Genomic DNA, 26,700 nt, shown 5'->3' on the forward strand with positions numbered 1-26,700 from the left:
TAATGGCAGCACCTATTTATATTATTGAGGAGGAGAAACTGAGACGCAATCTGCAGCTCATTGCACATGTGGCAAAAGAGGCTGATGTCGAAATAATATTGGCTTTTAAGGCCTTTGCCCTTTGGAAGACATTCCCCATCTTTCGTGAGTATATCAATAGCACTACAGCCAGCTCGCTTAGCGAAGCCTTACTGGCATACGATGAGTTTGGCGCAAAGGCACACACTTTCTCGCCAGCATATACGGAAGATGAAATAGAGCCTATTGTGCGGTGTTCATCGCATCTCACGTTCAACTCCTTGACACAATACGAACGTTACCATCATCGTGTGGCAGGGAAGGCTAGCATTGGTTTGCGTGTCAACCCAGAATATAGCGAGGTTGGCACATTACTTTATAATCCATGTGCACCAGGCACACGCTTTGGTGTGACAGCCGATAAATTGCCCGAACAGCTCCCTAGTGATATTGAAGGCTTTCATTGCCATTGTCATTGCGAGAGTGGGGCAGATGTACTTGAACGTACATTGGTGCACATCGAAAAGAAATTCAATAGGTGGTTCCCTCAGTTGAAATGGCTCAACTTGGGAGGCGGTCATCTGATGACTCGTAAAGATTATGATGTCCCACACCTTATTAATATATTAAAGGGGTTGCATGAACGCTATCCTTGGCTGAAAATCATCTTGGAACCAGGCAGTGCCTTCGCATGGCAAACAGGTCCTTTGGTGAGCCATGTCGTCGATGTGGTAGAAGATAAGGGTATTCGTACCGCCATCCTTGATGTCAGTTTCACCTGTCACATGCCTGATTGTTTAGAGATGCCCTATTATCCTGACGTACGTGGAGCAGAGCATGTTGACCCCAACGAATACATCGCTAATGTCGATTCTGGTCACTCGGAAACATTCAAATCATCGGAATCAGTTTCTTCGGCAGTATCTGGCTATTACTATCGACTTGGTGGAAATAGTTGCTTGAGTGGAGACTTTATGGGAAATTGGCGCTTCAATCATGAATTAAAAGTGGGTGAAGAGGTGATTTTTGAGGATATGATTCATTACACAACTGTAAAAACATGTATGTTCAATGGTATCAGTCATCCTGCTATCGGAATGCTAAAAATGGACGGGAATCTCGAGATTTTGCGTCAATTTGGCTATGAAGACTATAAAAATCGTATGGATTAGCACTTTTTTCGAAAAAAAAAGCGGAAAAGTTTTGGCAGTTCCAAAAAAAGCAGTACCTTTGCAACCGCAATCGAGAGAGATATGCTAACACACTTAATTTAGTGCGATAAACAGGCGGAAATAGCTCAGTTGGTAGAGCACAACCTTGCCAAGGTTGGGGTCGCGGGTCCGAGTCCCGTTTTCCGCTCAACATATTGAACAAAAAGAGAGATTAAGGAAGGCCTTAATCGTAAATGCCCAGGTGGCGGAATTGGTAGACGCGCACGTTTCAGGTGCGTGTGCCGCGAGGCGTGCAGGTTCGAGTCCTGTTCTGGGCACTCTTTTTATTCAAGATGTCAATCATGTTGGAGAGGTGGCGGAATTGGTAGACGCGCTACTTTGAGGGGGTAGTGTCAATTGCGACGTGGGAGTTCGAGTCTCCTCCTCTTCACCATTTTAAACCCTTCTTTGAAATTATGCGGAAATAGCTCAGTTGGTAGAGCACAACCTTGCCAAGGTTGGGGTCGCGGGTCCGAGTCCCGTTTTCCGCTCCTCTTAATATTACAGGAAAACATCTTCAAATCATGAATTTATACTTAAGATATTTTGATAAAGAGACACTTGTGTATAGTGTTGATGAAGCTATCGACTTTTTGAAAGGTATCGATGAAATTGATATGAATCCAGTTTTGGAAGCTGATATCCGAGATTATGTCAATAGTGATGTCTTGTATCCTAAGCGTTATAAAATTCGTCCACGCGTTTATTTCATCATCATTAAGACAGAAGCGGCGTCTATGGCTGACTTTAAGGAAAAGCGTGCTGTGCGCACACCAGAGCCTCCTGTGGCTGCTCGTCAGCTTTCGCCTGTCATTATGAAGCTTAACGAGGAACTAGAGGGATGGTATGAAGGTGAAATTGACTTTAAGCGTGTTTTGATGGTACCTGGCACAGGCAAGTTCCAGTATCGTGATACTCATTTCGTGGCACAGGTAAAGGCAATGTCTGGCATTGACTGCTATAATCGTATTGTTGACTATTTGCGCGAGCGTGTGGATAATCGCAGTCAGTTTCCGTCTGTTAAGGGAAAGAACTTTCATTTCCGCTTCTTAGGAAAGGCTAAACCTCTAAAAAGCGAAGCTTAAACCATTTAATTTTTAATAAGGTATGAACAAGGTGATGTTGATAGGCAATGTGGGCCGTGATCCTGAGGTACGCTATGTTGATCAGGGACAGGCTGTGGCACGTTTGACATTGGCAACCACCGAACGTGGCTATACGTTGCAGAATGGAACTCAGGTGCCCGAGCGCACAGAGTGGCACAATGTGATTCTTTGGCGCAAGTTGGCTGAGGTTGTAGAGCACTATGTTCATAAAGGTGACAAGCTATATATTGAAGGTCGCATACACTATGCCTCTTACGATGATAAACAGGGCAAACGTCAATACTACACAGAGATATGGGCTGACAATATGGAAATGCTAACGCCTAGGCAGGCTTCTTCAGCCCATGGAGTTGCAGCTGCTTCTGTTACGGGTTCTTCTTTTTCCACTGTGAATGCTAATGCAGGGCAGGGGCAAACTGCGATAGAAACAGAAACGAAGGACGAGCCGTTGCCTTTTTAATTATCTAAAATGGACTATCTCCAAGATATACTTCATGAAGTTCATCTGAATCCAATTGGATTTGGAGCTTTTCTTTCAGCCTTTTTAGCTTGCGTCTTATTAATCTTATCGGGCTTCGCTTCCGGATCTGAAATAGCTTTCTTTTCGCTGTCTCCAACAGACCTCAGCGAGTTGGACGAGGAAAAGAATAAGTTAGATAAGAAAATTGCTTTTCTCCGAGTAGATTCTGAGCGTACACTTGCCACTATACTGATAACCAACAATTTGGTGAATGTTACAATCATCATGCTTTGTAACTTCTTCTTTGCCTCTGTCGTAGATTTTGGCAATGCCGTATGGCTCGAATTTCTGGTTATCACCGTCTTACTGACCTTTCTTCTCTTACTCTTTGGCGAGATTATGCCAAAGGTGTATTGCTCTCAGCATGCTCTTGCTGTCTGTCGTATGTTTGCGCCCTTTATTATGGTGCTTCGCAAGGTGTTCTATCCTTTGTCTAGCATATTGATACGCACTGGAGTGCTGGCCGAAAAGGTGGTGCAGAAGGAGAACCGTATTCTGAGCGTTGATGATTTGGAACAAGCCTTGGAACTCACCGACAAGGAAGACTTGAAGGAAGAGAAGAATATGTTGGAAGGTATCGTGCGCTTTGGCGATGAGACGGCCAAGGAAGTAATGACAAGTCGTCAGGACATTGTGGACTTGAATTTTCGATCTACGTTTCCGGAGGTTATCAAGTGTATTGTAGAGAACAACTATTCGCGTATTCCTGTTTATCAAGATTCTGTTGATAATATACGTGGCATTTTGTATATCAAGGATCTTCTGCCTCATATAGGCAAACCTTCAACGTTTCGTTGGCAGTCACTGATACGTCCTCCGTATTTTGTGCCTGAGACAAAGAAGATAGATGATTTGCTTCGCGATTTTCAAGAGAACAAGGTGCACATAGCTATTGTAGTTGATGAGTTTGGCGGCACCAGTGGTCTTATTACATTAGAAGATGTGCTTGAAGAGATTGTTGGTGAGATCAACGATGAATACGACGACGAAGAGAAAAGTTACGTTCGCGTTAATGCTAACACCTATGTGTTTGAGGGCAAGACACTTCTGACTGATTTCTATCGAATACTTGACCTCGATGACAATGTGTTTGAAGATGTTGAGGGGGATGCCGATACCCTGGCAGGTTTGATGCTTGAGTTGAAGGGTGATATTCCCAGCGAGCATGAACGTTTAGACTATAAGAACTTCAAGTTTGAGATTGTTGAACTTGATGGTCATCGTATATCCAAGATTAAGGTGATTGTTTGCAAAGACAATGTCGCTGATTGAAATCCGTCAACTGTCTGCTCATGTCCGTTTGGGACTTTGGCGCATAGACGAGCCCTTCGAAGGTAGTGCTCGCGAAAGAGAACGTGATGCCGTGCATCGGTTGTTGCATGCCATGACGGGCGATAACTCATTATGTATAGGTCATGAGTGCAGTGGAAAACCTATACTTACAGGGTGGCATGTCAGTGTCAGTCATACGCGTGGTTTTGCTTCCCTCATTCTTTCAGACTGCAGCGAGGTGGCTGTGGATATAGAGTATCTGTCTGATAGAGTGGGGCGTATTGCTAAGAAGTTTATTCGTGATGACGAACCAGTAGCAACTGTTGAGGAGATGTTGTTGCTATGGTCGGCAAAAGAGACACTCTATAAACTTCATTCTTCTGCCCATTTGCAATATTTTGATATGCGATTGCTCGGAATGAGTGAATCTATTATTCAACTTGAAGATATGAAGAATAACGAAATTGTAGAGATACACTTTGAGCGATCTGACGACTTTGTTTTAACTTATTCCTTTTAATCTTCTACAGAATTTAATCCACAGGCATAGTACCACTTATAGTTTTTGATATAGTCAGCACAAACACGATAGAAGTTAGTGCTTGTGCGTTGTTGTGGTATATACATGCTTACCCCACCATAACGCTCGTCTGATAATCTGTCAAAGATGCTGATAGGTAAAGAAACAGTTTGCCATTTACCGTAAACACGATAGACAACCGCATTGTCGAAGGCTTTTTTCCATATGTTGTAGTCTTCGGGTGTAGCCTTATGAAGAAAGAAGTCGTTGATGTCGTAGAAAGTATCAATTAATCTAGTCTCTGGCATATACTCGTACATACCGTAATATAGCAGTCCGTTCAGATTTGGGTTGTTGCTCAGATTGATGTCTTTTATGATCTGTCTGGTTGCACTGGCAAGTGGTTGTAGTTCTGAGGTTTTAACCACAGATAGCGCCACTCGTGCCTCATATGTTTCCGAATTGGAGGCCTTTGTGCTGATGGTTTGATCGAAGTATCTGTCCACGATGTCCTTATAGAATGTTGGTGTTGTGCCAAACATTGCTGGTGTTAATTTGTCGTATGGTGCCCCGACTCCAGGGATTTCTGCAGGCGAGCCAATGATATAGTCGGCCACATCTCTCAACTCGTAGGCACACTCTATACATTGAGCGTAGCAGCAGTCGTTAAGAATGAAGCGCAACTTATGATTCCATTTCTGCAGTACGTTAGCCAGTGTCGGTATATTAATCCATTGTCCGAAGTCCGACATGGCATTGTTTCCGTTGTCTATGCCGTATGCTCGTCTGCTGCTTGTGATAGAGTCTTCTTTAAGCCATCCGCTGCCGTGCCCCCACAACACGAGTCCATACTCGTTGGCTGGATAATAATGTGATACATAGTTCAGCACATTGCTTATCGTGCGAGGATTAGAAGACAGCCAGTCATCGTCAAAGTTGAAGCGGTCTGTCAACTCACCGTTTTTGATCCTTGCCATATAGGGTTTGTTTTTTGTGCTGGCATTGTCAACATACACCACCAGTGCCTGGCTATCGCTGAGCTCCTTGGAGCCCACGCACATCTCTTGCAGTTCGTCGTTGATAAATGTGCTGAGTCTGTTTTCGCCCGAGATATAAACCAATACGGTGCGTTGATACTCTCGCTTGGGGGCAGGCGAGTCATCCTTATCATCATTGTTGTCACAGGCTGTCAATGTGCATAGCGCTATCAAACAGATGAAATATCGAAAAAAATGTTTTCTCATTTCAGTATTTATTCTCTCATTTGCAAAAATACATTATTTTTCGCACATATCTTATGTATTTCGTGAAAAAAGCAGTATTTTTGTATCATGATTAAGTTAAATCAGCGAATTACAATTTGTTTAACGATGTTACTTGCGTTGTTGGTGGTCATGCCAACCGATGCCGCTGTACGCCGCCACCGCAAGAAAGCACGTACTCACCGTGTAGTCAGGAAACGCAGAGTCGTGCGTCGTGTTGTGTCGCCTACGATACACGAAAACCCACTTCTTTGTTGCGAGGATACTTGCAGTCACATTCATGGCATCGACCTGAGTCATTATCAGGGCGAGGTGTTTTGGAATACCATTGGTGAGCATAGCAAGATGGCGTATGTCTATCTGAAAGCTTCCGAGGGGTCGGAGAATGTTGACCCTCTCTATGAGCGCAATATCGAGTTGGCTCATCGTCATGGGCTGAAGGTGGGGTCTTATCACTTTTTCCGTCCAGCCGCTGATATACAGACGCAGCTTGACAATTTCAAGGCCCAGTGTCTTCCTGGCGAACAAGACCTTATACCGATGCTAGATGTAGAAACCGATGGTCGCCTGTCATCTGAGGAGTTTTGCGATTCGCTGCTCAAGATGTTGTCGTTGATGGAAAAGGCTTACCATCAGAAGCCATTGGTTTACACCTATCGCAACTTCTACAACAAGCATCTCCAGGGCAAGATTGACGATTATCAATTGATGGTGGCTATGTATGCCGACGAAGAACCTGTGCTTGAGGATGGGCGCGACTACACTTTGTGGCAGTATTCCTGTCGTGGTCGAATCATGGGCATCACCGGGTTGGTGGATAAGAGCCGCTTCATGGGCAACCACGAGTTGCGCGACATTCGATACCGTCATTAAGCATAAGAGTAATAAGAAAAAATGAGAGAGAGGATACTCGCGTGTCCTCTCTCTTTCTATTGTTATGATCGCTTTTGTGTTGTATTATATATCTTGATTCTCAGGACGCAACTTGCGTACGGTCTCGCCTGCACGCCACATCTCCTGATTGCGCATAGCTTCCAATTCCTTCTCCAGTCCTGCACGATAGTCGGGCTTTGAGTTGGCGTCGATGGTAATCTGTGCTTCGTTGCCAGTCTTTACTGAGTAATACAGCCACTCCATCACGGGCTTTATAGCATCGTGGAAGCGTGGAGCCCAATCCAAAGCACCGCGCTGGGCTGTGGTAGAGCAGTTCGCATACATCCAGTCCATACCTCTTTCGCCAAACAGCGGACCCAGACTCTGTGTCAGCTCCTCAACAGTCTCGTTGAAGGCTTCAGAAGGAGTGTGTCCATTCTCGCGCAATACCTCATATTGTGCCAGCAGCAGTCCCTGGATTGCACCCATCAGCGAACCGCGTTCGCCAGTAAGGTCTGAGGTGGCCTCACGCTGGAATGTCGTTTCAAACAGATAGCCTGCACCGATACCGATACCGAAAGCCAGTGTTTTCTCCTTAGCCTTGCCTGATGCATCCTGATAAACGGCATAAGAGCAGTTCAGTCCGCGACCTTCGCAGAACATGGTGCGCAGCGATGTGCCCGAACCCTTTGGAGCAACCATAATCACGTCAACATCCTTGGGGGGTACTACGCCTGTGCGATCGCTCCAGTTAATGGCGAAGCCGTGGCTGTAGTAAAGTGTCTTGCCGGGCTTCAAATATTGCTTGATGGTGGGCCACTGTTGTATCTGTCCAGCATCGCTCAGGAGCATGCACAGAATGGTGCCTTTCTCGGCAGCCTCTTCGATAGAGAACAGCGTCTTACCAGGCACCCATCCGTCGGCCACGGCCTTGTCGTAGGTCTTTCCCTGACGCTGGCCCACGATGACGTTGAATCCATTGTCACGCAGGTTGCAAGCCTGTCCGGGGCCCTGCACGCCATATCCAATAACGGCGATTACTTCATCCTTCAATACTTCACGTGCTTTCTCAAGAGAGAACTCCTTGCTGGTGACAACAGTTTCGATAACGCCACCAAAATTCATTTCTGCCATAATTTCTAATTATGTTTAATGTGTTATACATGTCCCTTTGCACTATGCCAGCCCTAACCCGAGAGCCGTCGTTTTGTCAGCACAATCGGCATCTTCCCGAGATGCCAACGAGGGGTTAACTTATAAATCGACTGCAAAAGTAGTAAAAAAACTACGAACTCGCAAGTATTTTGTGTGTTAATTTGTGAAATTGTTATTTTTTAAACCACATTCTGCGGCTGACCATCAATGAATGCGCGGACGTTGCTGATACAGATTATATATATTTTTTTTAAAAGTTGCCTGATATGAAAACTTTTTGTATCTTTGCCACCATGAAATCTGAAAGAATTATATCTGCATACAAATCGTATTTCAGAGACTTCATCCTGTCGCATCTCTGATGCAGAAGCCCGCAAGGTGTTCTATGTCATTGATATGCTAAAGACACAGGAGCGAGTTAGTGCCAAGTTCGTAAAGTATCTGCGTGATGAGATCTACGAACTTCGTGCAGAACATGCTGGCAATATATTCCGCGTGTTTTTCATTTTTGACGATGGTAATGTGGTAATACTCTTCAATGGCTTTCAGAAAAAGACACAGAAGACTCCAGAAAAGGAGATTAACAAGGCAATACAATTAAAAAAAGAATATTATGCAGGAAAGAAATGACATAATGAGCGTTGATGCTATGATGGATGAACGCTTCGGAAAGGTAGGAACCCCAGAGCGAGAAGCCTTTCGCAAGGAAGCCTATGCCTATTGTGTTGGTCAGATTATCAGTGATGCACGCAAGCGTGAGAAAGTTACCCAGCAGGAACTCGCTAGGCGTGTAGGCACCAACAAGTCGTATATCTCACGTGTGGAGAATGGCAGCGTTGAACCTGGTGCTGGCATGTTCCTTCGCATTCTTAGTGCCCTTGGCTTGCGCTTTGAAGTGTCTCAGCCGCAGGTTCTAGGGTAAACGTCAAGGGATATCATTTCCAGATAAAAATGAATATATCATCGCAAATAAAGTGCAGATATATTCATTTTAGAAAAGCAGCGCATCTGATTAGAAGCGCTGCTTAGTTTGTTTTGTTTCACTATTCATTATGAATATGAAGCATACTTATTTTGACGTCATACCGCAATGAGATAGTTTGTCTTTTTTTATTCGACAGTTATGATGGTGTTAGCTGCCACATTGGCTTGTATCTCATAGCCTGCAGGAATTTCAGCTTTTGAGCCGCAGATAAAGCAAGCAGGCCATACAACAAACGTAAATAGTAATACTGAAAGCGCAGTACGGTTTTTGCCAGTTACGTAGACATCACCATTGGTCAAAGGTATCATTTCGCCATTAGGACCAAACATCTCTGAGATTTTTATACCAAGACGACCTTTGGTTCCCCACCAAGATGATTTCTTAGCTTCGTAAACCGTTCCGTTGACAGTGGTTCCATAAGGGATTGCTGTCACGCCATTAACGGTGATGTCGCGAGAAACTCTAAATCCCACTTTCTGCCCGACTTTTACGTCTGCTGCTTTAGTGTAATTAATTACTTGCAACGGCACAAGTGTTCCTGCTTTTACCGTTACCTCTTTCTGTGCGAATGTTGATAATGACATTAAGCACAGAATAAAACACATAAAATACTTCTTCATTTTTTTTTGTTGAAAAAGTTGTGCCTGTTGATACCCATAGATGCAGGCTGATTGATTAATAGGATAAATACTACAAAAAGAAAAAGCGGGGTATCTGGCTTCTGCTCGTTCGCCACCTTAGGTCCTAGGAAAACCTGTACAGTAAACGAGACAGAGTGATACCCACGCGTTTGTTATATATACAATACATCCATGAAGCGTGCGCGAGGACATGGTTAGTCCTCAGCACGCCCACGGGGATGGTATATACCAACCCGTAGCACCAACATCTGCTAAGTCTTTGAACTGTACGTTTGAATTTCCTAGGTTCAAGGTAGCCAAAAACAAAGCGTCAGCGACGCATTTTCCAAAATGTAGTGCTTCCTCTTTGTTGCCGCTCCAACGATATCAATTGTTGGCTCGACATGAGTTAGCTGTTGCAAAGATAAATAAAATAATTGTTATTCCTTAGCTTTTGGATGAATATTTTAAAAAAATGAATATATCATCGCAAATAAATTGCTGATATATTCATTTTTTTATGCTTATGGACTGCGGTGATTACTGCAATAATGAAGTCATATTCTTACACCACGTTTTGCGGATGCCCCTCGACGAATGCCCGAACATTGTCGGTGGCTATGTCAAGCAGGCGACGACGCGCCTCGCGGGTAGCCCAGGCGATGTGGGGCGTCAGATAGGCATGGGGCTGACAGAGTAGGGGATTGTCTGCATGTGGGGGCTCGTCGGTGAGCACGTCGGCACAATAGGCGGCAAGGCGTCCAGCTGCGAGAGCCTCGGCTACATCAGCGTCATTGACCAGGGGACCACGCCCCGTGTTGATGACGATAGCCGTTGGCTTCATCAGGGCAAGGGTCTTGGCATTGATGAAGTGACGATTGTTGGCAGTCAGTGGACAATGCAAGGAGAGAACGTCAGATGTGGCGAGCAGTTCGTTGAGATCTGCTTTCAGGATGCCTGCGGGCAGCGTATCAGCGGCTTTGCTGGTGAGCGCTTTCACCTGCATGCCGAAGGCCTGAGCTATCTGTGCTACTCTGCTGCCAATATTGCCCAATCCCACGATGCCAAATGTCTTGCCGGCAAGCTCCATCAGCGGGGCGTCCCAGTAGCAGAAATCTGGATTCTGGCTCCAGCGGCCCTGACGGTTCTGTATGGCATAATGTTCCGTCCGGTTGGTCACCGTCAACAGGTGGGCAAACACCATCTGTGCAACGCTCTCTGTGCTGTAGGCAGGAATGTTGGTCACAACAATGCCGCGTTCGTGGGCAGCCTGTGTGTCAACCACGTTATAGCCTGTTGCCAGCACACCGATATAGCGTAAGTTGGGCAACTGTTCTATCTCTTTGCGGCCAAGTACCACCTTGTTGGTCAGCAGTACCTCTGCATCGCCAGCTCTTTCCACCGTTTCTTCAGGTTTTGTGCGGTCATAGATCGTCACGTCACCCAACTCTCGTAAGCCCTCCCACGACAAATCGCCTGGGTTGGCTGCATATCCGTCAAGAATGATTATCTTCATTTTTCTTTTTCTATTTTTGTGTTTATTGTTGCATCCAATATTTCCGTTCAGTATCGTTCATCTTTTCGATGGCATAGCGCAGCGTGGTGCGTGGCATTTCTTGGGCATGCAGTCGGAGGAAATCGCGCAAGAGATCCATTGACACCCGCTTGCCCATCTCGCGCAGCATCCAACCTACGGCTTTGTGCATCAGGTCGTGCGGGTGGTGCAGGTGTATCTCTGCATAGCGCAGACACCACGAGGCATCGCCCATCTGTGAGGTCTTCCAGGTACAGACAATGCTCATACGCTGTTTCCAAAGATTGGTGCTCGATGCTAATTCGTCGAGCACCTCTTTCTTTTGGTTCTCCTCTTCTTGCGCAAGGGCGGGGTAGGCAATCCATGCTCCCAATATCTTGGGGGCCGACAAATCAACCAAGTCCCAGTTGTTGGCCTGTTCGGCATACCTTAAATAAAGCTCCAGTATCTCCTTGCGTTTTCTGATAGCCACGGTGTCGTTTACGAGTCGTTTGGATGTCAGCCGTTCGAAATGCCAGACGAGAATCAACAATCCACAGAGTCGCACCTCGTGCCACCGGCACATCAGCAATTGGGGAATCTCGCTAAGTGGCGTGTCTTTTGCAGCCATCTTAACCACCTCTCGAGTCTTTGGCACCTTGATACCCAGGAACTCATCACCATAGCCATATTCTCCGGGTGCTGTCTTGAAAAAGCGCATCAGTACCTGTCGCTGCTCCTCGTCGCGCAGCGATTCCATATATAGTATAATCTCTTTTGCAGTCATCTCCTATCGTTTCTTCGGGTGCAAATTTACGAATAAACGAGTGAAGAACAAAGCGAACTCGTTTGTTTTCTTCTTTTAATCTATAGATGACATCTCATAAAGGAACAACCCTCAGGAGACTTTTTAGTATGATGGAAAAAGGTAGTTTTGCGCTGCAAAAGTTGCGCTTTCGTCTTGTAGTAGCTTTAGTTTTGTTCTGTCAAAGCATTACTTTTGATGCCCATCTAGCCCCTAGAATAGTCACGTCTAGCCCCTGGAAAAGGTTGCTCTAGCCCCTAGAAGCGGCTCATCTAGGGGCTAGAAGTGGCCTTTCCAGGGGCTGGAATAGAAACTATTGTTTTGGTTCTAGACTTTAGATGTGGCATTTCTAGACTTTAAAACCAGCAGTTTTAGACTTTAGAATGGCACTTCCTAGACTCTAGAAATGACTTCCTGCGTCGGTCTTTTGTGTATTAGGTATTATAGCAAATATTGTTAGATGGAATATATTGTACGAACTATTGCTACTAGCGCATGCTCTAGATACCTCGAACAGCGGTCTTTTATATAATAAGGTGGGGAAACAAAGAGCATTTTTATTTTTTTGGGGGGGTGGATGGTATATGATTCCCCAAACTTTTGTATATTTGCACCAAGAAATAATCAACATCTTTATGGGCACCCTATGCCCTTTCTATTAACCATAAATGCAAATGCAATGAACAAATCTCAAAAAATGCTGGTGGCAGTAGCATTCATTTCACTGCCAATGGTTGTAAACGCACAGATGGAGAATCCACGCGGTATCTACAAGATGACAACCCTGACGGGTAAGATGGGTGAGGTGAAAGCTCCATTCGAACAGTACAAAATCTGCACAGACAGTGTGACGCTCATGGTATCGGAGCGAGCTGCATTCTTCAGCATCTCCAACAACGACCATCGAGTGTTCAACTATACTGGAGAGCAGCCAACATCGGAAGGTGATAAGAGTCCACTTATCTACGACAGTAACGATAAGCAGTTCAAACTGAAATGGTGGAGCACCTATACCCACCACATCCATTTCCCTAATAACGACTGGTGCATAGAGAAGTACGAATCGGGAAAGTATACAGAGAAGAGCAAGGTGTTTTTCGATGCAATTACCGGCGCATCAGATGTGGATGCAAGCAATCCCCTGACAGGCACATGGCGCTTTATCGGCTATGTGGACGAACTGCGTGATGTGAAGAGAGAACTTCTCAAGTTGCATGAACAATACGATAAGAGTAAGTATTTTAACAGCTTTTTCGTCTTTGCACCCAAGTACCTGACGATGCTAATCCAAAATGGCGGAGTTGTTGATAAAATCTATTACAACGGAAAGAAGTCTTATAAGTGCGGCAATATGACCCGCCAAGTGAAATGGCTTTCTAAAGATCGCATCGCTGTAGAAGAGCATATAGACTATCGCACCGACTGGATGATTCTGGAGCGCGTGACCGATGGCACAACCCCATTGAGCCACATCGCTCATCAGTTCGTATCGAAAACGCGGTGATGCTGTTGTTAACGCATCATAATTTTTGCTTCACCATCGAAAGAGCATATCTCTGCGGCCAACGTATTCATGTTGTGAAAACGGCTGTAGTCGCTGTCTGATGGAACGCCTGCGACATCCCCCATTTGGTCTAGCTCCCATGGAGCCAATATCAGTAGTGCACCTGTGGCACAGGCATCAAAGCGCTGTCGCTCAGGTTTCCAGAAAAAGTCAATAGGCTCTTTCTGTAGGTGTATCAGCGGAAAACCTTTGTCCAAGCATTCGTTCTTCATCAGTCGTTCACCAGCTGAGATGCCAGGCGTCACGATAACCGTACATCCCTCCATTATAGCAGTTTCCCACTGTCGCCGCTCATTGGTGTAGTCGACTGTTTCTTCGTATGGCTGTCCGGTAATGGGATGCTTCCGATGACATTGCACCTGGATTTTCCTAGCCCAGCGCAACAGAAATAGATTTCCGAAAGCGCCATAACTGCGATTGCCTATCCTTACGTGCAGGCAGCGGCGCATATACTCTGGCAATAGTCTTCGCAGAATTGCTCTTCGAGGATTGTCGTTGACATAGGCAATCATAGCCTTGCGGTGCCGTTCATCCAAGCATACAGTATCATCGTAGTTGTCATCGAAAAGTGGCTGTTGGCTCCTCCCAACCAGTGCATAATATTCCTGCCGTTGCTTCTTGGATAGGTTCCTTATCAACGCTCCTTCGTTGGCGTACCGCTGAGCCTTCTCGCGCAGCCATGCTGGCATCCCTTCTTCCTTCAGATCGACCGATATCGACCGATCTACCGATGCCGCCAATCCCTGCTGCCGCTGCCAATGACTGGTGCAGACGGACTTAAACGCTTGAATGATATCACCCAAGCTCCACGCCATCGGTTCCAGTACTTCAATAACTCCATGAAAATGGTCGGGCATACATACGTAGGCATGCACCCTCACCCGATTACCATGTACCGCCTGCGCCTCAGGTGTCCGCAGCCATGTATTTGCCACCACTTCTCCAAGATGGGTGAGCACAAGTGTTTTGCGGTTCGTTAAGTTCTCTCCGTCTTTGTTATCAGAAAAAAAAGATAGGACCCTTTCGCGTCCACTCACCACCAGTGTTATAAGGTAAGTGCCGCGACCATAGTAGTCATGTCCAGGATTTCGTGGACGATAAGCAGATGTCATCATTTCACAGACAAAGGTAACCAAAATTTACCAGAATCTGATCAAATTGAACGGAAAATATGGTTATATTGAGATACAGATTGTGGTAGTTTCGAATCGCCAAAAACAAAGCGTCAGCGACGCATTTCCAAAATGTAGTGCTTACTCTTGATGGCCGCTCCGACATTATTCGTTGTTGGCTCGGCGTGAGTTTGCGGTTGCAAAGTTAAATAAAATAATCGTTATTCTTTAGCTTTTTGGATGATTATTTACAAGAAAATGAATATATTATTGCAAAATGATTCTCGTGAAGTTAGTTGCATGGTCTGCCGCATCAAAAAGAAAGGAGCACCCAAACGGATGCTCCTTTGATTTGTTATAGGCAACCCTCATTTTATAAGAAATTTAGGCTGAGTAGATAGGTCGTTAAGCTGATGTGTGATTTAGCTAAAAAGGTGCTTGCATGGGAATAGTTCTTTCGCAAGCACCATTTGTGAACATTTATTTCTTGATGAGCGAGGCAACCCAGAGGATGGCTACGGCACCAATGATGGCTGTGCCCAGTTGTCCCAGGATGCCACCCCACGTGATGCCGAGTTGCTCGAAGAGCCAACCGCCGACTAGACCTCCAAAGAGGCCTAACACTGAATTCATGATAAATCCAAAACTGCCACCTTTCATCAACTTGCCTGCACAGAAGCCTGCCAGACATCCAATAATGATTGATCCAATGAGTCCCATAACTCTATTATTCTTTATTTTTTTTCTTAATTGATTTCTTTACGCAGACAAAGATAGCGTAAATCTTTTGAAACACCATGTTTTTATTGGATTTTTTTGTTAGAAGACTCCATACTCATTGGTAATCCTTCGCCCGTTTATAACTTCTATAGCTACGCAGCTTTGCTTGCAAAGAACTCGCATAGCGTCTTAATGTCTGCTCGGCTTGGCCACTTGACTCTTCCAAGGAGAATTCTTCTCACTTACTTTGCAGAATTCCTGTTTCTGTATCTCGGTGATTCATGCTACGCTGAATGTTGCGATATTTGCGACCACGGGAAAGATGCCACGTAACATGGAATGTCAGCATATTGCCAAAATCACGACTATGCTGCGTTACTTCCTTGTGGATATACCGGTTAAGCACCTCCGTCTGATTGACAAGCGGACGGGCGCAGAAGGGATGTTGGGCATAGAGGGATAGGGTGATATTTTTCAACTGATAAGAGGCTGTGAGATACCATGCGGGAGCCTGATGTCCCCGATGTTCGCCCTCCATGAAGTTCCAACCGTTATCTGCGTAGGTAGTAAGTGTCCATCGGCCCAGATAGGCTTCGACGCTGGCCCCGCCATTAAATGCCGTATAAGTATGGCGATAGTCGTTCGTGAAATTGAAGAAGCGGTAGATGCCTCCATAGAGGGTGATGGAAAGATGCTCTGGCACAGCCTCCCAACGGTTATAGCTTTGGATGAAGAAAAAGCTACATTCGTTATCGGCATTCGTCTGCGTCTGATAGAAATGTCCGTCTCTGCGGGTGTATTTCTCCATGTTGCAGTTGGCATTCAGTCGCCAGTAGCCTTGTAACTCTGTCATGATTCGGGGTGAGGAGTAGGTCAGACGGAGATCGTGTGAAGTCACATGGTTGGGAGTGATGTTTGGATTTCCAACCAATGTTTCCATTGCATTCTGTTTAACAGAAACGTCACTGACAAGTGCAATCTGTGAGACGTGCTGCGAAACTTCAAAATCATATTTCAACTTCAGGTTTTTGGCCAGTGGATAGGAAACCGTTAGTTTAGGACGAAATAGCAGAAAGCGGTTATTCCATTCTTTTTGTCGATAGTAGCGTGTGCTTATGCCTAGCCCTCCCATATAGCCCATTTTGCCAAGACGACCTTTTAGCTGCCCGAAGAAGTAAAGCATTGACGAACGCATAGAATTGTCGGCAGAGGCATCCCCCGAATACATATTATTGATATACTTCTGCCCATACTGAGCCCCCAGGGACAGCGTGAAGGGCTTCAGACGATTCTCATAGATGGCTTCTGTCCACAGCGAATAGTTTTTTCCCTTTACGTCATAGTCATAGTGGCCTCCCTCGTTATGTTCTGCATGGTTTTCGGTCTTGATATATGTTCCTACGACATTGGCGGTAAGTGACTGATGATGCTTAAAGCCGCTATGGAAATAGAGGTCGAGTGCAGGCGATGAAGTACGGGACGAAGAATGGTCTTCGTAGGTCTCAAACTTAGACCATGACCTATGGGGCTGAATGTCGCGACGGGCTGAGAGTTTCGACTGGAACACGTAGTTAGAATCACTCAGGCTATAGGTGAGTTGGATGTTATGATTGAGACTCTTGTTTTGTCCATCCAATTGCTGGCGCAAAATGCTTCGTTTCTCCCCTGACTCCAGTTCGTATGTAGCCTGCTCTTCATGTCTTGTCCCCTTGAAGTTTTGATAGCCCAGCGAGTAGTTCACTCCGAACTCACTCTTTGCATAGTTGAATTTCCCAAAGACTATTCCATTATCATTCACGGCTGTGAGCGTATTCGTCAGGTCTGCCCCGATGTCGTAGCCGCTGACAGGTTTCTTTATGATGATGTTGACAACATAGGCAATGCCCTCACCATATCTGACTCCTGGATTGTCGATATAGTCGATACGCTGTACGACTTTCATGTCGAGCGCGAGCAAGTCTTCTTTCGAGGCAACGATGTCGTTAATGCGTACTTGCACGCTGCCAAGATTGGAGAGGGCTGTAATGGTATGCATCACGGGGTCAATTCGCAGTTGGGGCATCGTAAGTTTCGACAACAGCGAATAGCCATTCGGGGAACTCTCCAACTGCTGACGTGTGGGATAGATGGTCTGCCCGTCCACTCGTTGTACTACTTTGGCCCCATGAACGGTTACCTCTTGTAATTCTACTTCCTTCTGTGCTGATGTAGCGAGTGAAACCATCAGCAGCATCCCCAAGAAAAAAAATCTCTTCATACTCTTGCTTTTTTTGATTGCAAAGTTATGAAGAGACTGATAATTTGCCCCAAATAATGTCTGACATTTGCCTGACATTTGCCTGATAGAAAGCTATCTATCTGACTTTCAATCCGTATGACTTACCTCTGTCTGATTCGATTTTGAGATTGGAATGTTCTTCTATGACAGGTTTCAGCCGTCGGATGAGTGTGTATAGTGTCTCGCTAGCATCCTCTTTCTTGGGCCAGAGGGTATCGCATATCTCCGACTTCGACAGTTTGTGCGAGGGCGACAGCCACAGCATTTCCATCAGTTGCTGTTGCATGGGGGTAAGCTTTACTTCAATTCCTTTCGCATTGACAAAGCGTCCGTCTTGCAGAGCCAAGCCACCATACAGTCCCAATGCTGACAGTCGCCTGTGTTGATATAGACAGAGCAATCCCCACAGCAAAGCCATCGACCAAATAACTACCGATGGACGCAGGTCGGAGAGTGAGAGTATGGTAGCTGTTGATACCTGCGGACGTGGACGAAATTCTTTTTGGGTATCCACAGCCAAAACAGCATGTCCTCTTAACCCCTCTATTTGCAGATGACTATTGAACATCTGTATTGTGTCTGCACTGATCACGTCCGACTGTTGTTCGTTCAAAGCTTTGGCCAAGGCCTGGCTCAAATCTTCTGCCACCAATTTCTCCGTTGTTTTATAGCAGGTCAGGCTCACCATGCTCGATGCGATTATCAGTGCAAAAAGCACCACTACTGCATATTGTTGTTTCATCGTTGAGAATAATTGTTTGATAGTGGAGTCAAAGTTACAAATTATTCCGTCAACTTGTGGTCAATACATATAAAAAGTAACAAGATTTAACGGTCTTCTATTTCAAACGTTGCAAAAGAACAAAGGTATTCCAAGAGGGCATCCGCTTGCAACTCTGCGGCTAAATTTGCCTCAAATCATTTTCGTCTGAATAAACGCAATGCTTTCACGTTGCATAAGCATAACTTTTCTTCGTGAAAAGTATTACTTTTCGGTGTGTAAAGTGCTACTTTTGATGTTTAATGCGTCACTTTTGCTATAAAACCTTCTTCTCTTTCGCATCGTGAAATAGAGAGAATCGATGAATTTGTTATCAAAAGAAGGGGTTTTCGCATCACTTTTGAGGCTTGAGAGAGCAGGATTTTAATACATTCTGTGCCTTTGCCGAGGTTTGGCATAGCGGGCGCAGTCGCTTTACTAATTTTGTATCTCATTGATAATCTGCTTTTTAGATGAAAATAAATGGTTGTTAATATGACCTCGTGTTCCAGTTCCAGTTGTTCCAGTTTTATTTTTAGCAGTTCCATTATCCCTATTTCTATATATAACTATCTATATATTAATTAGTTATGAATATATAATAAGGGGATTTGTCTCTCAAATTTTAATTGGAACAACTGGAACTGGAACAGAAGTGCTCTTAAATTACCTTCTCTCTACCAGGCATTCCAACGCCCACAGTAGTTCGTTGTAAGTGTAGATTTGTATTAAAGTGAAACAGAAATGGCTAATTTACATTGACGTACTCCGTCTCGGGGTCGTAGGTATAAAAAATAAAAAGAAAATAAACGGAGAAAATATAAGGAATATCACTTTTTTCCTAAAATATTTGGATGCTTTTGGATAAATAGTTATCTTTGCAAAATCTATTAATACAATACAGGGACGTATATTGCTAACCGATAAGGAACAGTAAGAATAAATCTATTAACGAATCTACTCAATATGATGAAGAAAGAACGGAGAGAATGGTGGCGTGGATGGCGATATGCTGTTGTCGCGATGATGACAATGTTGTGGTCGCTCAACATGCTGGGTAGCATCAAACCGACGGTGACAATAGAGCTGTTTGATGTGACAATAACTTATGTTGAGGATGGAAAGGAATACCTTGAATGCAATCCGAAAATTGATTGTGTCTATGGAAAAAATACGCTGATGAATGGTGGCAGCGGATATGTGCTTAACGTGAAGCCACACCCAGAGAATGCGTTTGTTCCTGGTTCGTTCCCTGAGAGAAACATCCCATCTTCGAAGTTGCGCATATGGGTGAACAGCTACGACAGCAATGAAAAACAGATAGGCCTGTTCCATACAAATAATCAGTCGCTCAAATACCTGGAGGTGCCACGTTTGAACGCTAATCCTTTCGAGATATTCATTTCCGACGAGGATATTAAGAACTTGGTGCCTGAGAAGAAAGACGAAGCGACAGGATACATCACTCATCCTTTCTTTCTGGAATTCTATTTTGCTGTAGACGAGAATTCGGTGTGGCCTAAAGGCGTGGCAAGGAAGTCGAGTTGGTTTTGGAACAAAGTGAAACGATACCATTTCAACGTCAGGGAGCAGTTTCTGAACGCTAAAATAGAATGGAGTGGCGATAGCGAGGCCGACCTCTACATGAAGAAACACCCCGAATACAACTACTTCTTCAACGATCCTGAAACAGTGTGGCAATGCTCGGGATGGTATCTGCACATGAGCTATGTGCACAAAATGATACTGGAGAAATATCTGAAAAAAGATCACTTCATCATCTTCAAGCTGTGGAAAGACGAGGAACATACGGAGCCTTTGCTCTTCAACTATATGAAGGGTACGGGCTACATAGGAGGATGGGGCGAACCGCAATTCATGGAAGACCGGTTCAACTATGTGGCCTATCCTCACAACTCGTTGGACTCGCTGAGCCTCTTCGTATCGTGGGAGGCGGTGCACTACTGGTGGCGTGAGAAACGCGAGCCGACGCCTGAAGAGCATACGCAGATAGGCTACTTCACCATTACGCTGAGTAACGACGGAAAGACATCGGCCACACCAAACGAGTATGATTTGTCTGGCTGGATGTCGATAGAGCTGCCTGTGGATAAGAATAAGTCGAAAGGAGGAGGAGGGGGATGTGAGCATGAATACTTCAAGACCTACGAAAAGGATGATCAGTTGCTCAGCGTTCCGATGGAAAATGGCTGTAGGCAGGACTACGACATGTTTTGGGAGTATCGTGAATGTCGGAAGTGCAACAGAAAATTGGGAAACAGAATCTTCTTGATTCTCCGTGATATCAACTACTGTAAGCGACATGATTTGAAAGAGACGTCACGAAAGAGTTTAGGTACCTGTCATATTCTGCAAGGAGACAGTCTGGTAAAGGCTGCATTCTACTCTGTGCTGTCGGAGTGCCAGAACGATTGTTGCAACTATACTGAGCGTAAACGCGTGCATGAGATAATACCTTCTGACAATCCTAGCAACGGTACAGACATCGATAATGACGACACTAAAGACAACACTAAAGACAACACTAAAGACAACAATAAAGATGATAGTAAAGGCGGTAAAGGCGGTAAAGGCGGTAAAGAAGGCAACGATACAGGCAAAGACGGCGGTGATTCTAAATGTCCGCCCCATTCTTGGACATGCTTGCCGGAAGAAAAGGTGAACGAGATGACCCAGATAGAGGTAATCAATGGTGTGGAGTGGCTCTGCTATTACAACGTGATGGAGAGCAAGGAAAGTTGTGCCAAGTGCGGGGTGGAGAATCTGCTTTGTCGCCGCCTGGAGCTTGACCATCGCACAAAGGTCATCTATCCAGTACCGCCCAAGCCTTGCAACCACGACTGGTATTACTATTCGAGGAGCTTCCGCGAAAAGGGACAGTGGCATGCGTTCTCGGTGCCTGTTCTTGATTATAAGGAAGACTCGCTGAACATAGAGATGAAGGGCAGCAAACTGGACATGACGAGGATGAAAGACGGTACTTACCTGAGCACAGAACCTGTCAGCAGACAGCAATGGCTGGCCTTCCATGAGGGCAAGAACTATCTGGGCATTGACTCGAAAGACGGCGCACGACTGACAGATGTTACCTACCAGGAAGTCAGTCAACTGGTGCAACATCTTAACCAGCTGGCAATCGACTCGCTGAATCTGCCCGTGATGTATTCTCTGCCTTCGGTAGAGGTGCTGAAGCGCCTGGCCAAAGAGGGCAAACTGAAATGTGCTGAAGGCGAGCTGCAGCAGATAACGGCATATATGGCAGACACCATCGCCGTCTATGATGGTAAGGGACGACTGGTGCCGGAAGAGAAGTTGGTAACGGCTCCCGAAGGTGCTAGACTGAGGGTGGAGGTAGGCGTGGTAGATCAGAATGGCGAGCTGAAGATGGTGGACCTGCTCTCGATAGACTCACATGTGGGCGTGCTGCTGCAAGCCACCCCGTCGAGCCATTTCGCGAATAGGTTCGGGGCTGAGCCAAGTCGCATCTATCGCATCTACTGGCGTCGTTGCAAGAAGTGTGGAAAGGAAGAACCGATAAGCGAGAATAAGTTATGGAACGGAGCCTACCATCGTACGCTGGTGAATGATTGACAATCGTATATAACATAACAAATAAACCCAAAATGATTATGAAAAAACTATTTTCTATCATGTTTGCAGTTGTCGCCTCGATGACTGCCTCGGCCCAATGCAACTGGCCAATCTACTACAACAATCTGTTTCAAGGCATCGGTTCGCCCGAGGTGACTTCCGACATTCAGTTCGTGTGGGACCAAACGGTCTATCAGGACCTGGCGATGGGACAAGACCTCGTGGCTAAGCCTGGCGTGAAGAAGGTGGTGGCTCGTACTAACGCCGTGGATGTGGGCTCGTTGGAAATTGTGAGCGAGTTCTATGCCAACGGACTCATCAAGAGCATCGACACGGGCAATGGCACGGCGTACACCTATCACTACGACAAGAAGTGGCACCTGCAGTATATCACCAATAAGGAGGGTGATATCAAGGTTAAGTATAGCTATGACAGCAAAGGACAACTGGTGAGCTCATTCATCGACGCTATGGAGTATCTCTACATCTATTACACAAACGGCAAATTGAGCCAGATTAGAAGGAAGAGTGACGGAATGACCTTCGACGTGAAGGACAATATGGTGGTGTGCCAGAAGTGGGTTGACGAGCAGCTCCCTACGCAGAATTACTCCTACGACCAGCAAGGCCGAATCGTGGAGAAATCGTTTGTGGACTGGGGTGGCGACGACATGTGCTTCTTCTATGAGATATCCTATAAATATGGTCCTACCTCGACGATGCCTGTCAGCATAGCTCAAAGGATGTATGACTATGACTGGGATACCGGCAAGAAAATGGGTAAGCCTGATGTGTCTTCATACATGTGTACCTATGAGCGCGACCTCTTTGGCAACTGGACAACGATGAAGGTAAGTGCCGGCACGGGACGTACAAACCTGAAAGTCACTCGCTCGTTTATATACTATACCAACGACGAAGTGAAAAAGGCTGTTGCCGACATGGAGGCTGCCCGCAATCCGAATGCTGGAAAAGCTGAAAAAAAGGAGGAGACGCTCTGGGAATTCTAAAAGGACTCTATAGCTAACAATAAATAAAAGAAGAGCGGCGCATCCGATGTGGGTGCGTCGCTCTTTGTATGGAAGGTAGTCAGCAGGGGAAACTGCTGACCACACTTTTTCTTAGTCTTCCCAGTTATGACTACGTCATGACTGCTCGTACGTTCGGTAATGCTCAAGCAAGCTTGGCATTACGCTCACTAATCCTCCCAGTTCTCCTGTGTCTTGCGGACGTAGCTCTTGTAGCGGAGCTGAGCCATACGCTGTGCCTCGGCGAAGAGCTCTTCGGCCTCGTTAGGATAAGCCTTCTTAACCGACAGGTAGCGAACCTCACCGAGCAGGAAGTCGTGGAAGTTAGCCCAGTTAGGCTCCTTAGAGTCGAGTGAGAATGGGTTCTTGCCTTCATCAGCCAGAGCGGGGTTGTAGCGCCACAGGTGCCAGTAACCACACTCGACAGCCTTCTTCTCCTCGGCCTGGCTCTTACCCATACCGCCCTTGGCCTTCAAGCCGTGGTTGATACATGGAGCGTAAGCGATGATGATAGAAGGTCCGTGCCAAGCCTCAGCCTCGCGGATAGCCTTCAGGGTCTGAGCGTGGTCAGCACCCATAGCAATCTGGGCTACATATACATAACCGTAGGTAGTGGCGATCATACCCAGATCCTTCTTGCGGATGCGCTTACCCTGAGCAGCGAACTGAGCGATAGCACCAAGAGGAGTAGCCTTAGAAGCCTGACCGCCGGTGTTAGAATATACCTCAGTATCGAGCACGAGGATATTTACATCTTCACCAGAAGCGATGACGTGGTCGAGACCGCCGTAGCCGATATCGTAAGAAGCACCGTCACCACCGATGATCCACTGTGAACGCTTCACGAGGTAGTGATCCAGAGTCTTCAGCTCCTTGCAAATCTCGCAACCCTTAGCGGCGCAAGCAGCAATCTCTGCGCGCAACTTTGGAGCAATCTCCTTGGTCTTGTCGGCATCATCCTTGTTGGCAATCCACTCCTCGGCCAGAGCCTTGTACTCAGGAGTTACGTCGCACTTCTCGCAAGCCTCAGCAAGCAGCTTAGCCACGCGCTCCTTCATCTTCTTGTTACCAAGAGCCATACCCAGACCGAACTCGCAGAAGTCCTCGAACAGAGAGTTGTTGAATACAGGACCCTGACCCTTCTCGTTCTTAGTGTAAGGTGTAGAAGGAATAGAAGCTGAGTAGATAGAAGAACATCCAGTAGCGTTGGCAATCATCTGACGGTCACCGAACAGCTGAGAGATCAGCTTCACGTATGGAGTCTCACCGCAACCAGAGCATGCGCCAGAGAACTCGAACAGAGGCTGAGCGAACTGTGAGTTCTTAACGTTACTCTTGATGTCAACGAGGTTCTGCTTGCTCTTAACGTTCTTAACCAGGTACTCCCAGTTCTTAGCCTCCTGAACCATATCGGCTGCATCAGGATTGAATGGAGCCATGGTAAGAGCCTTACCAGTCTTAGGATTGCCTGGGCAGATATCAGCACAGTTACCGCAACCCAGACAGTCGAGTACAGAGGTCTCGATGCGGAAGTGCATGCCCTTCATGGCAGCAGGTGCCTTCATCTCGAGAGTGTCGGCAGCTGCGGCGAAGCCCTTCAGCTCCTCGTCGTCGAGAACGAATGGACGGATAGCAGCGTGAGGACAGATGTAAGCACACTGGTTACACTGGATACAGTTGTCCTTGTTCCATACAGGAACGAAGGCCTCTACACCGCGCTTCTCGTAAGCGGCTGTACCAACCTCCCAAGAACCGTCAACGGTGTTGTGCTTCACGAAGTCAGAAACCTTCAGCAGGTCGCCGGCCTGAGCGTTGATAGGACGAACCAGCTCCTTAACGAATGCGGGAGCGTCGTCGGCCTTAACCTCATCATCAGGCAGGTTAGCCCACTCAGGCTTAACAGTCAGCTGCTGATACTCACCACCACGATCGATAGCGGCATAGTTCTTATCAACAACGTCCTGACCCTTAGCGCCGTAAGACTTCAGGGCAGCAGCCTTCATCTTCTCAACAGCGAGCTCTACGGGAATCACGCCGGTGATACGGAAGAATGCACTCTGCAGGATAGTGTTGGTACGGTTGCCCAGACCAATCTCCTGTGCAATCTTAGTAGCGTTGATGGTATAAACAGTAATGTTGTTCTGTGCGAAGTAGCGCTTTACCTTGTTAGGCATGAACTTCTCGAGCTCGTCGGCGTCGAAGATGGTGTTCAGCAGGAACTGACCGTTCTTCTGCAGACCGCGGGTCACGTCGTACATGTGCAGGTAAGCCTGTACGTGGCAAGCCACGAAGTTAGGTGTGGTTACTAGATAGGTAGAGCGGATAGGTGTGTCACCGAAACGCAGGTGAGAGCAGGTGAAACCTCCCGACTTCTTAGAGTCGTAAGAGAAGTAAGCCTGGCAGTACTTGTCGGTGTTGTCACCAATAATCTTAACTGAGTTCTTGTTAGCACCTACGGTACCATCGGCACCCAGACCGTAGAACTTAGCCTGGAACATGCCCTTTCCACCGAGTGCAATCTCCTCAACCTCGGGCAGAGAAGTGAAGGTAACGTCGTCAACGATACCAACGGTGAAGTGGTTCTTTGGCTCGGGCATAGCGAGGTTGTTGAACACGCTGATGATCTGAGCAGGTGTGGTGTCGCGGCTACCAAGACCGTAGCGGCCACCAACGATAACAGGACGATCCTGAACATCGTAGAAGGCATCCTTCACGTCGAGGTATAGAGGCTCGCCGTTAGCGCCTGGCTCCTTAGTGCGGTCCAGAACGGCAATCTTCTTAACTGTCTTAGGAACAGCAGCCAGCAGGTGCTTAACTGAGAATGGACGATACAGGTGAACAGAGATCATACCAACCTTCTGACCGTTTGCGTTCAGGTAGTCGATAGCCTCGCGGGCAGCATCAGTAGCAGAACCCATCAGGATAATCATGCGGTCGGCATCCTCGGCTCCGTAGTATGAGAACAGGTGATACTCACGGCCGGTGATCTTTGAAATCTCGCCCAGGTACTTCTCTACTACCTCAGGTACTGCATCGTAGTAAGGATTGCTGGCCTCGCGGTGTGTGAAGAAGGTCTCGGGGTTCTCAGCGGTACCACGTGTAACAGGGCGCTCAGGGCTCATGGCACGATCGCGGAAACGCTTAATGAACTCCTCCTTGACGAGTGGACGGATATCCTCCTGGTCCATCATCTCAATCTTGTGATACTCATGAGAAGTGCGGAAACCGTCGAAGAAGTTAACGAAAGGAACGCAGGTCTCAAGTGTTGCCAAGTGAGGAACAGCTGTCAGGTCCATCACCTCCTGTACAGAACCAGAGCAGAACATTGCGAAACCTGTCTGGCGGCAAGCCATCACGTCTTGGTGGTCGCCGAAGATACACAGAGAGTGTGAAGCCAGCGTACGGGCAGATACGTCGAATACGCAAGGAATCAGCTCACCGGCAATCTTGTACATGTTTGGAATCATCAGGAGCAAGCCCTGAGATGCGGTGAATGTAGTGGTGAGAGCACCAGCCTGCAGCGAACCGTGAACGGCACCGGCAGCACCAGCCTCTGACTGCATTTCCTGAACTGAGACGTTCTGGCCCCACAGGTTCTTACGACCACGGGCAGCCCACTCGTCAACATGCTCCGCCATTGGCGAAGACGGGGTGATGGGGTAGATTGCTGCTACCTCCGAGAACATGTAGCTCACGTGAGCTGCAGCCTCGTTACCATCACAGGTGATAAACTTCTTTTCTTTAGCCATTTGTTTAGAATAGAATA

At 46.5% G+C, this 26,700-nt stretch carries 21 protein-coding genes, 4 tRNA genes and 1 pseudogene; 15 read left to right on the plus strand and 11 right to left on the minus strand.

Translation table 11 applies throughout. The features are described from left to right. The first annotated feature begins 2 nt into the window (after window positions 1-2). The 9 genes from nspC (at window position 3) to L6472_RS05080 (ending at window position 4,647) form a co-directional block, all read left to right on the plus strand. On the plus strand, window positions 3-1,190 hold the full coding sequence (nspC, locus tag L6472_RS05040; protein WP_237807549.1) for a carboxynorspermidine decarboxylase: 1,188 nt from the start codon (window positions 3-5) through the stop codon (window positions 1,188-1,190). A 114-nt stretch (window positions 1,191-1,304) separates the two neighbouring features. Continuing rightward, a tRNA-Gly gene (locus L6472_RS05045) sits at window positions 1,305-1,377 on the plus strand. A gap of 48 nt (window positions 1,378-1,425) precedes the next feature. Beyond that, window positions 1,426-1,507: transfer RNA gene (locus tag L6472_RS05050), tRNA-Leu, on the plus strand. Window positions 1,508-1,536: 29 nt separating this feature from the next. Continuing rightward, window positions 1,537-1,623, plus strand: a tRNA-Leu gene (locus tag L6472_RS05055). A gap of 24 nt (window positions 1,624-1,647) precedes the next feature. After that, a tRNA-Gly gene (locus tag L6472_RS05060) sits at window positions 1,648-1,720 on the plus strand. Window positions 1,721-1,753: 33 nt separating this feature from the next. After that, window positions 1,754-2,314 carry a hypothetical protein gene (locus L6472_RS05065; protein WP_237807550.1) on the plus strand — a complete coding sequence of 187 codons (561 nt, stop codon included), beginning with the start codon at window positions 1,754-1,756 and terminating at the stop codon, window positions 2,312-2,314. Between the two features lie 22 nt (window positions 2,315-2,336). Continuing rightward, window positions 2,337-2,795, plus strand: coding sequence for a single-stranded DNA-binding protein (locus L6472_RS05070; protein ID WP_237807551.1), 459 nt, complete (start codon window positions 2,337-2,339; stop codon window positions 2,793-2,795). A 9-nt stretch (window positions 2,796-2,804) separates the two neighbouring features. Next, window positions 2,805-4,127, plus strand: coding sequence for a gliding motility-associated protein GldE (gldE, locus tag L6472_RS05075; protein ID WP_237807552.1), 1,323 nt, complete (start codon window positions 2,805-2,807; stop codon window positions 4,125-4,127). After that, window positions 4,114-4,647, plus strand: a complete 534-nt coding sequence (locus tag L6472_RS05080; RefSeq protein ID WP_237807553.1) for a 4'-phosphopantetheinyl transferase superfamily protein — start codon at window positions 4,114-4,116, stop codon at window positions 4,645-4,647. Before gldE ends, L6472_RS05080 begins: the two co-directional genes overlap by 14 nt. Here L6472_RS05080 and L6472_RS05085 read toward each other — a convergent pair. Then, entirely contained in the window at window positions 4,644-5,891 is a 1,248-nt protein-coding gene (locus L6472_RS05085; RefSeq protein WP_237807554.1) for a clostripain-related cysteine peptidase, read from the minus strand. The two genes, L6472_RS05080 and L6472_RS05085, sit on opposite strands and share 4 nt — an antisense overlap. Before the next feature lie 126 nt (window positions 5,892-6,017). On the opposite strand from L6472_RS05085, the gene L6472_RS05090 reads away from it, so the two are divergent. Continuing rightward, window positions 6,018-6,782, plus strand: coding sequence for a glycoside hydrolase family 25 protein (locus tag L6472_RS05090; RefSeq protein ID WP_237807555.1), 765 nt, complete (start codon window positions 6,018-6,020; stop codon window positions 6,780-6,782). 84 nt (window positions 6,783-6,866) lie between these two features. On the opposite strand, the gene ilvC is transcribed toward L6472_RS05090, so the two are convergent. Beyond that, on the minus strand, window positions 6,867-7,916 hold the full coding sequence (gene ilvC, locus L6472_RS05095) for a ketol-acid reductoisomerase (protein WP_237807556.1): 1,050 nt from the start codon (window positions 7,914-7,916) through the stop codon (window positions 6,867-6,869). 314 nt (window positions 7,917-8,230) lie between these two features. On the opposite strand from ilvC, the pseudogene L6472_RS05100 reads away from it, so the two are divergent. After that, window positions 8,231-8,567, plus strand: a pseudogene (locus L6472_RS05100) (type II toxin-antitoxin system RelE/ParE family toxin). Then, window positions 8,551-8,859, plus strand: a complete 309-nt coding sequence (locus L6472_RS05105) for a helix-turn-helix transcriptional regulator (protein ID WP_237807557.1) — start codon at window positions 8,551-8,553, stop codon at window positions 8,857-8,859. The pseudogene L6472_RS05100 and the gene L6472_RS05105 overlap by 17 nt, the downstream one beginning before the upstream one ends. A gap of 188 nt (window positions 8,860-9,047) precedes the next feature. Here L6472_RS05105 and L6472_RS05110 read toward each other — a convergent pair whose 3' ends face one another. The 3 genes from L6472_RS05110 to L6472_RS05120 form a co-directional block, all read right to left on the minus strand. Further along, window positions 9,048-9,542: a hypothetical protein gene (locus L6472_RS05110; protein WP_237807558.1), complete on the minus strand. Its 495-nt coding sequence runs from the start codon at window positions 9,540-9,542 to the stop codon at window positions 9,048-9,050. A 565-nt stretch (window positions 9,543-10,107) separates the two neighbouring features. Beyond that, the gene (locus L6472_RS05115) at window positions 10,108-11,058 is read right to left on the minus strand and encodes a D-2-hydroxyacid dehydrogenase (RefSeq protein ID WP_237807559.1); all 951 of its coding nucleotides are present in this window, start codon (window positions 11,056-11,058) and stop codon (window positions 10,108-10,110) included. Window positions 11,059-11,080: 22 nt separating this feature from the next. Further along, entirely contained in the window at window positions 11,081-11,842 is a 762-nt protein-coding gene (locus L6472_RS05120) for a DNA alkylation repair protein (protein ID WP_237807561.1), read from the minus strand. 697 nt (window positions 11,843-12,539) lie between these two features. Between L6472_RS05120 and L6472_RS05125 the strand changes: the two genes are divergently transcribed. Next, complete coding sequence (locus L6472_RS05125; protein ID WP_237807562.1) at window positions 12,540-13,364, plus strand: hypothetical protein; 825 nt, start codon at window positions 12,540-12,542, stop codon at window positions 13,362-13,364. An 8-nt stretch (window positions 13,365-13,372) separates the two neighbouring features. On the opposite strand, the gene L6472_RS05130 is transcribed toward L6472_RS05125, so the two are convergent. The 5 genes from L6472_RS05130 to L6472_RS05150 form a co-directional block, all read right to left on the minus strand. After that, a complete protein-coding gene (locus L6472_RS05130; RefSeq protein ID WP_237807563.1) occupies window positions 13,373-14,539 on the minus strand; it encodes a transposase in 1,167 nt (388 codons plus the stop codon). Window positions 14,540-15,016: 477 nt separating this feature from the next. Further along, window positions 15,017-15,256, minus strand: a complete 240-nt coding sequence (locus tag L6472_RS05135) for a GlsB/YeaQ/YmgE family stress response membrane protein (RefSeq protein WP_237807564.1) — start codon at window positions 15,254-15,256, stop codon at window positions 15,017-15,019. 238 nt (window positions 15,257-15,494) lie between these two features. Continuing rightward, entirely contained in the window at window positions 15,495-17,513 is a 2,019-nt protein-coding gene (locus tag L6472_RS05140) for a hypothetical protein (protein ID WP_237807565.1), read from the minus strand. A gap of 97 nt (window positions 17,514-17,610) precedes the next feature. Further along, the gene (locus L6472_RS05145) at window positions 17,611-18,276 is read right to left on the minus strand and encodes a helix-turn-helix domain-containing protein (protein ID WP_237807566.1); all 666 of its coding nucleotides are present in this window, start codon (window positions 18,274-18,276) and stop codon (window positions 17,611-17,613) included. 278 nt (window positions 18,277-18,554) lie between these two features. Next, window positions 18,555-18,842 (minus strand): hypothetical protein, encoded by a 288-nt coding sequence (locus L6472_RS05150; RefSeq protein WP_237807567.1) that lies wholly within the window; start codon window positions 18,840-18,842, stop codon window positions 18,555-18,557. A gap of 418 nt (window positions 18,843-19,260) precedes the next feature. Between L6472_RS05150 and L6472_RS05155 the strand changes: the two genes are divergently transcribed. Then, complete coding sequence (locus tag L6472_RS05155) at window positions 19,261-21,906, plus strand: hypothetical protein (protein WP_237807568.1); 2,646 nt, start codon at window positions 19,261-19,263, stop codon at window positions 21,904-21,906. A gap of 38 nt (window positions 21,907-21,944) precedes the next feature. Continuing rightward, window positions 21,945-22,916 carry a hypothetical protein gene (locus L6472_RS05160; protein WP_237807570.1) on the plus strand — a complete coding sequence of 324 codons (972 nt, stop codon included), beginning with the start codon at window positions 21,945-21,947 and terminating at the stop codon, window positions 22,914-22,916. Window positions 22,917-23,104: 188 nt separating this feature from the next. Here the strand turns inward: L6472_RS05160 and nifJ are convergent, their stop codons facing one another. After that, a complete protein-coding gene (gene nifJ, locus L6472_RS05165; RefSeq protein WP_237807571.1) occupies window positions 23,105-26,683 on the minus strand; it encodes a pyruvate:ferredoxin (flavodoxin) oxidoreductase in 3,579 nt (1,192 codons plus the stop codon). Window positions 26,684-26,700 lie beyond the last annotated feature (17 nt).

Origin of the sequence: Prevotella sp. E13-17 (assembly GCF_022024035.1) — a bacterium.
Classification (GTDB): Bacteria; Bacteroidota; Bacteroidia; order Bacteroidales; family Bacteroidaceae; genus Prevotella.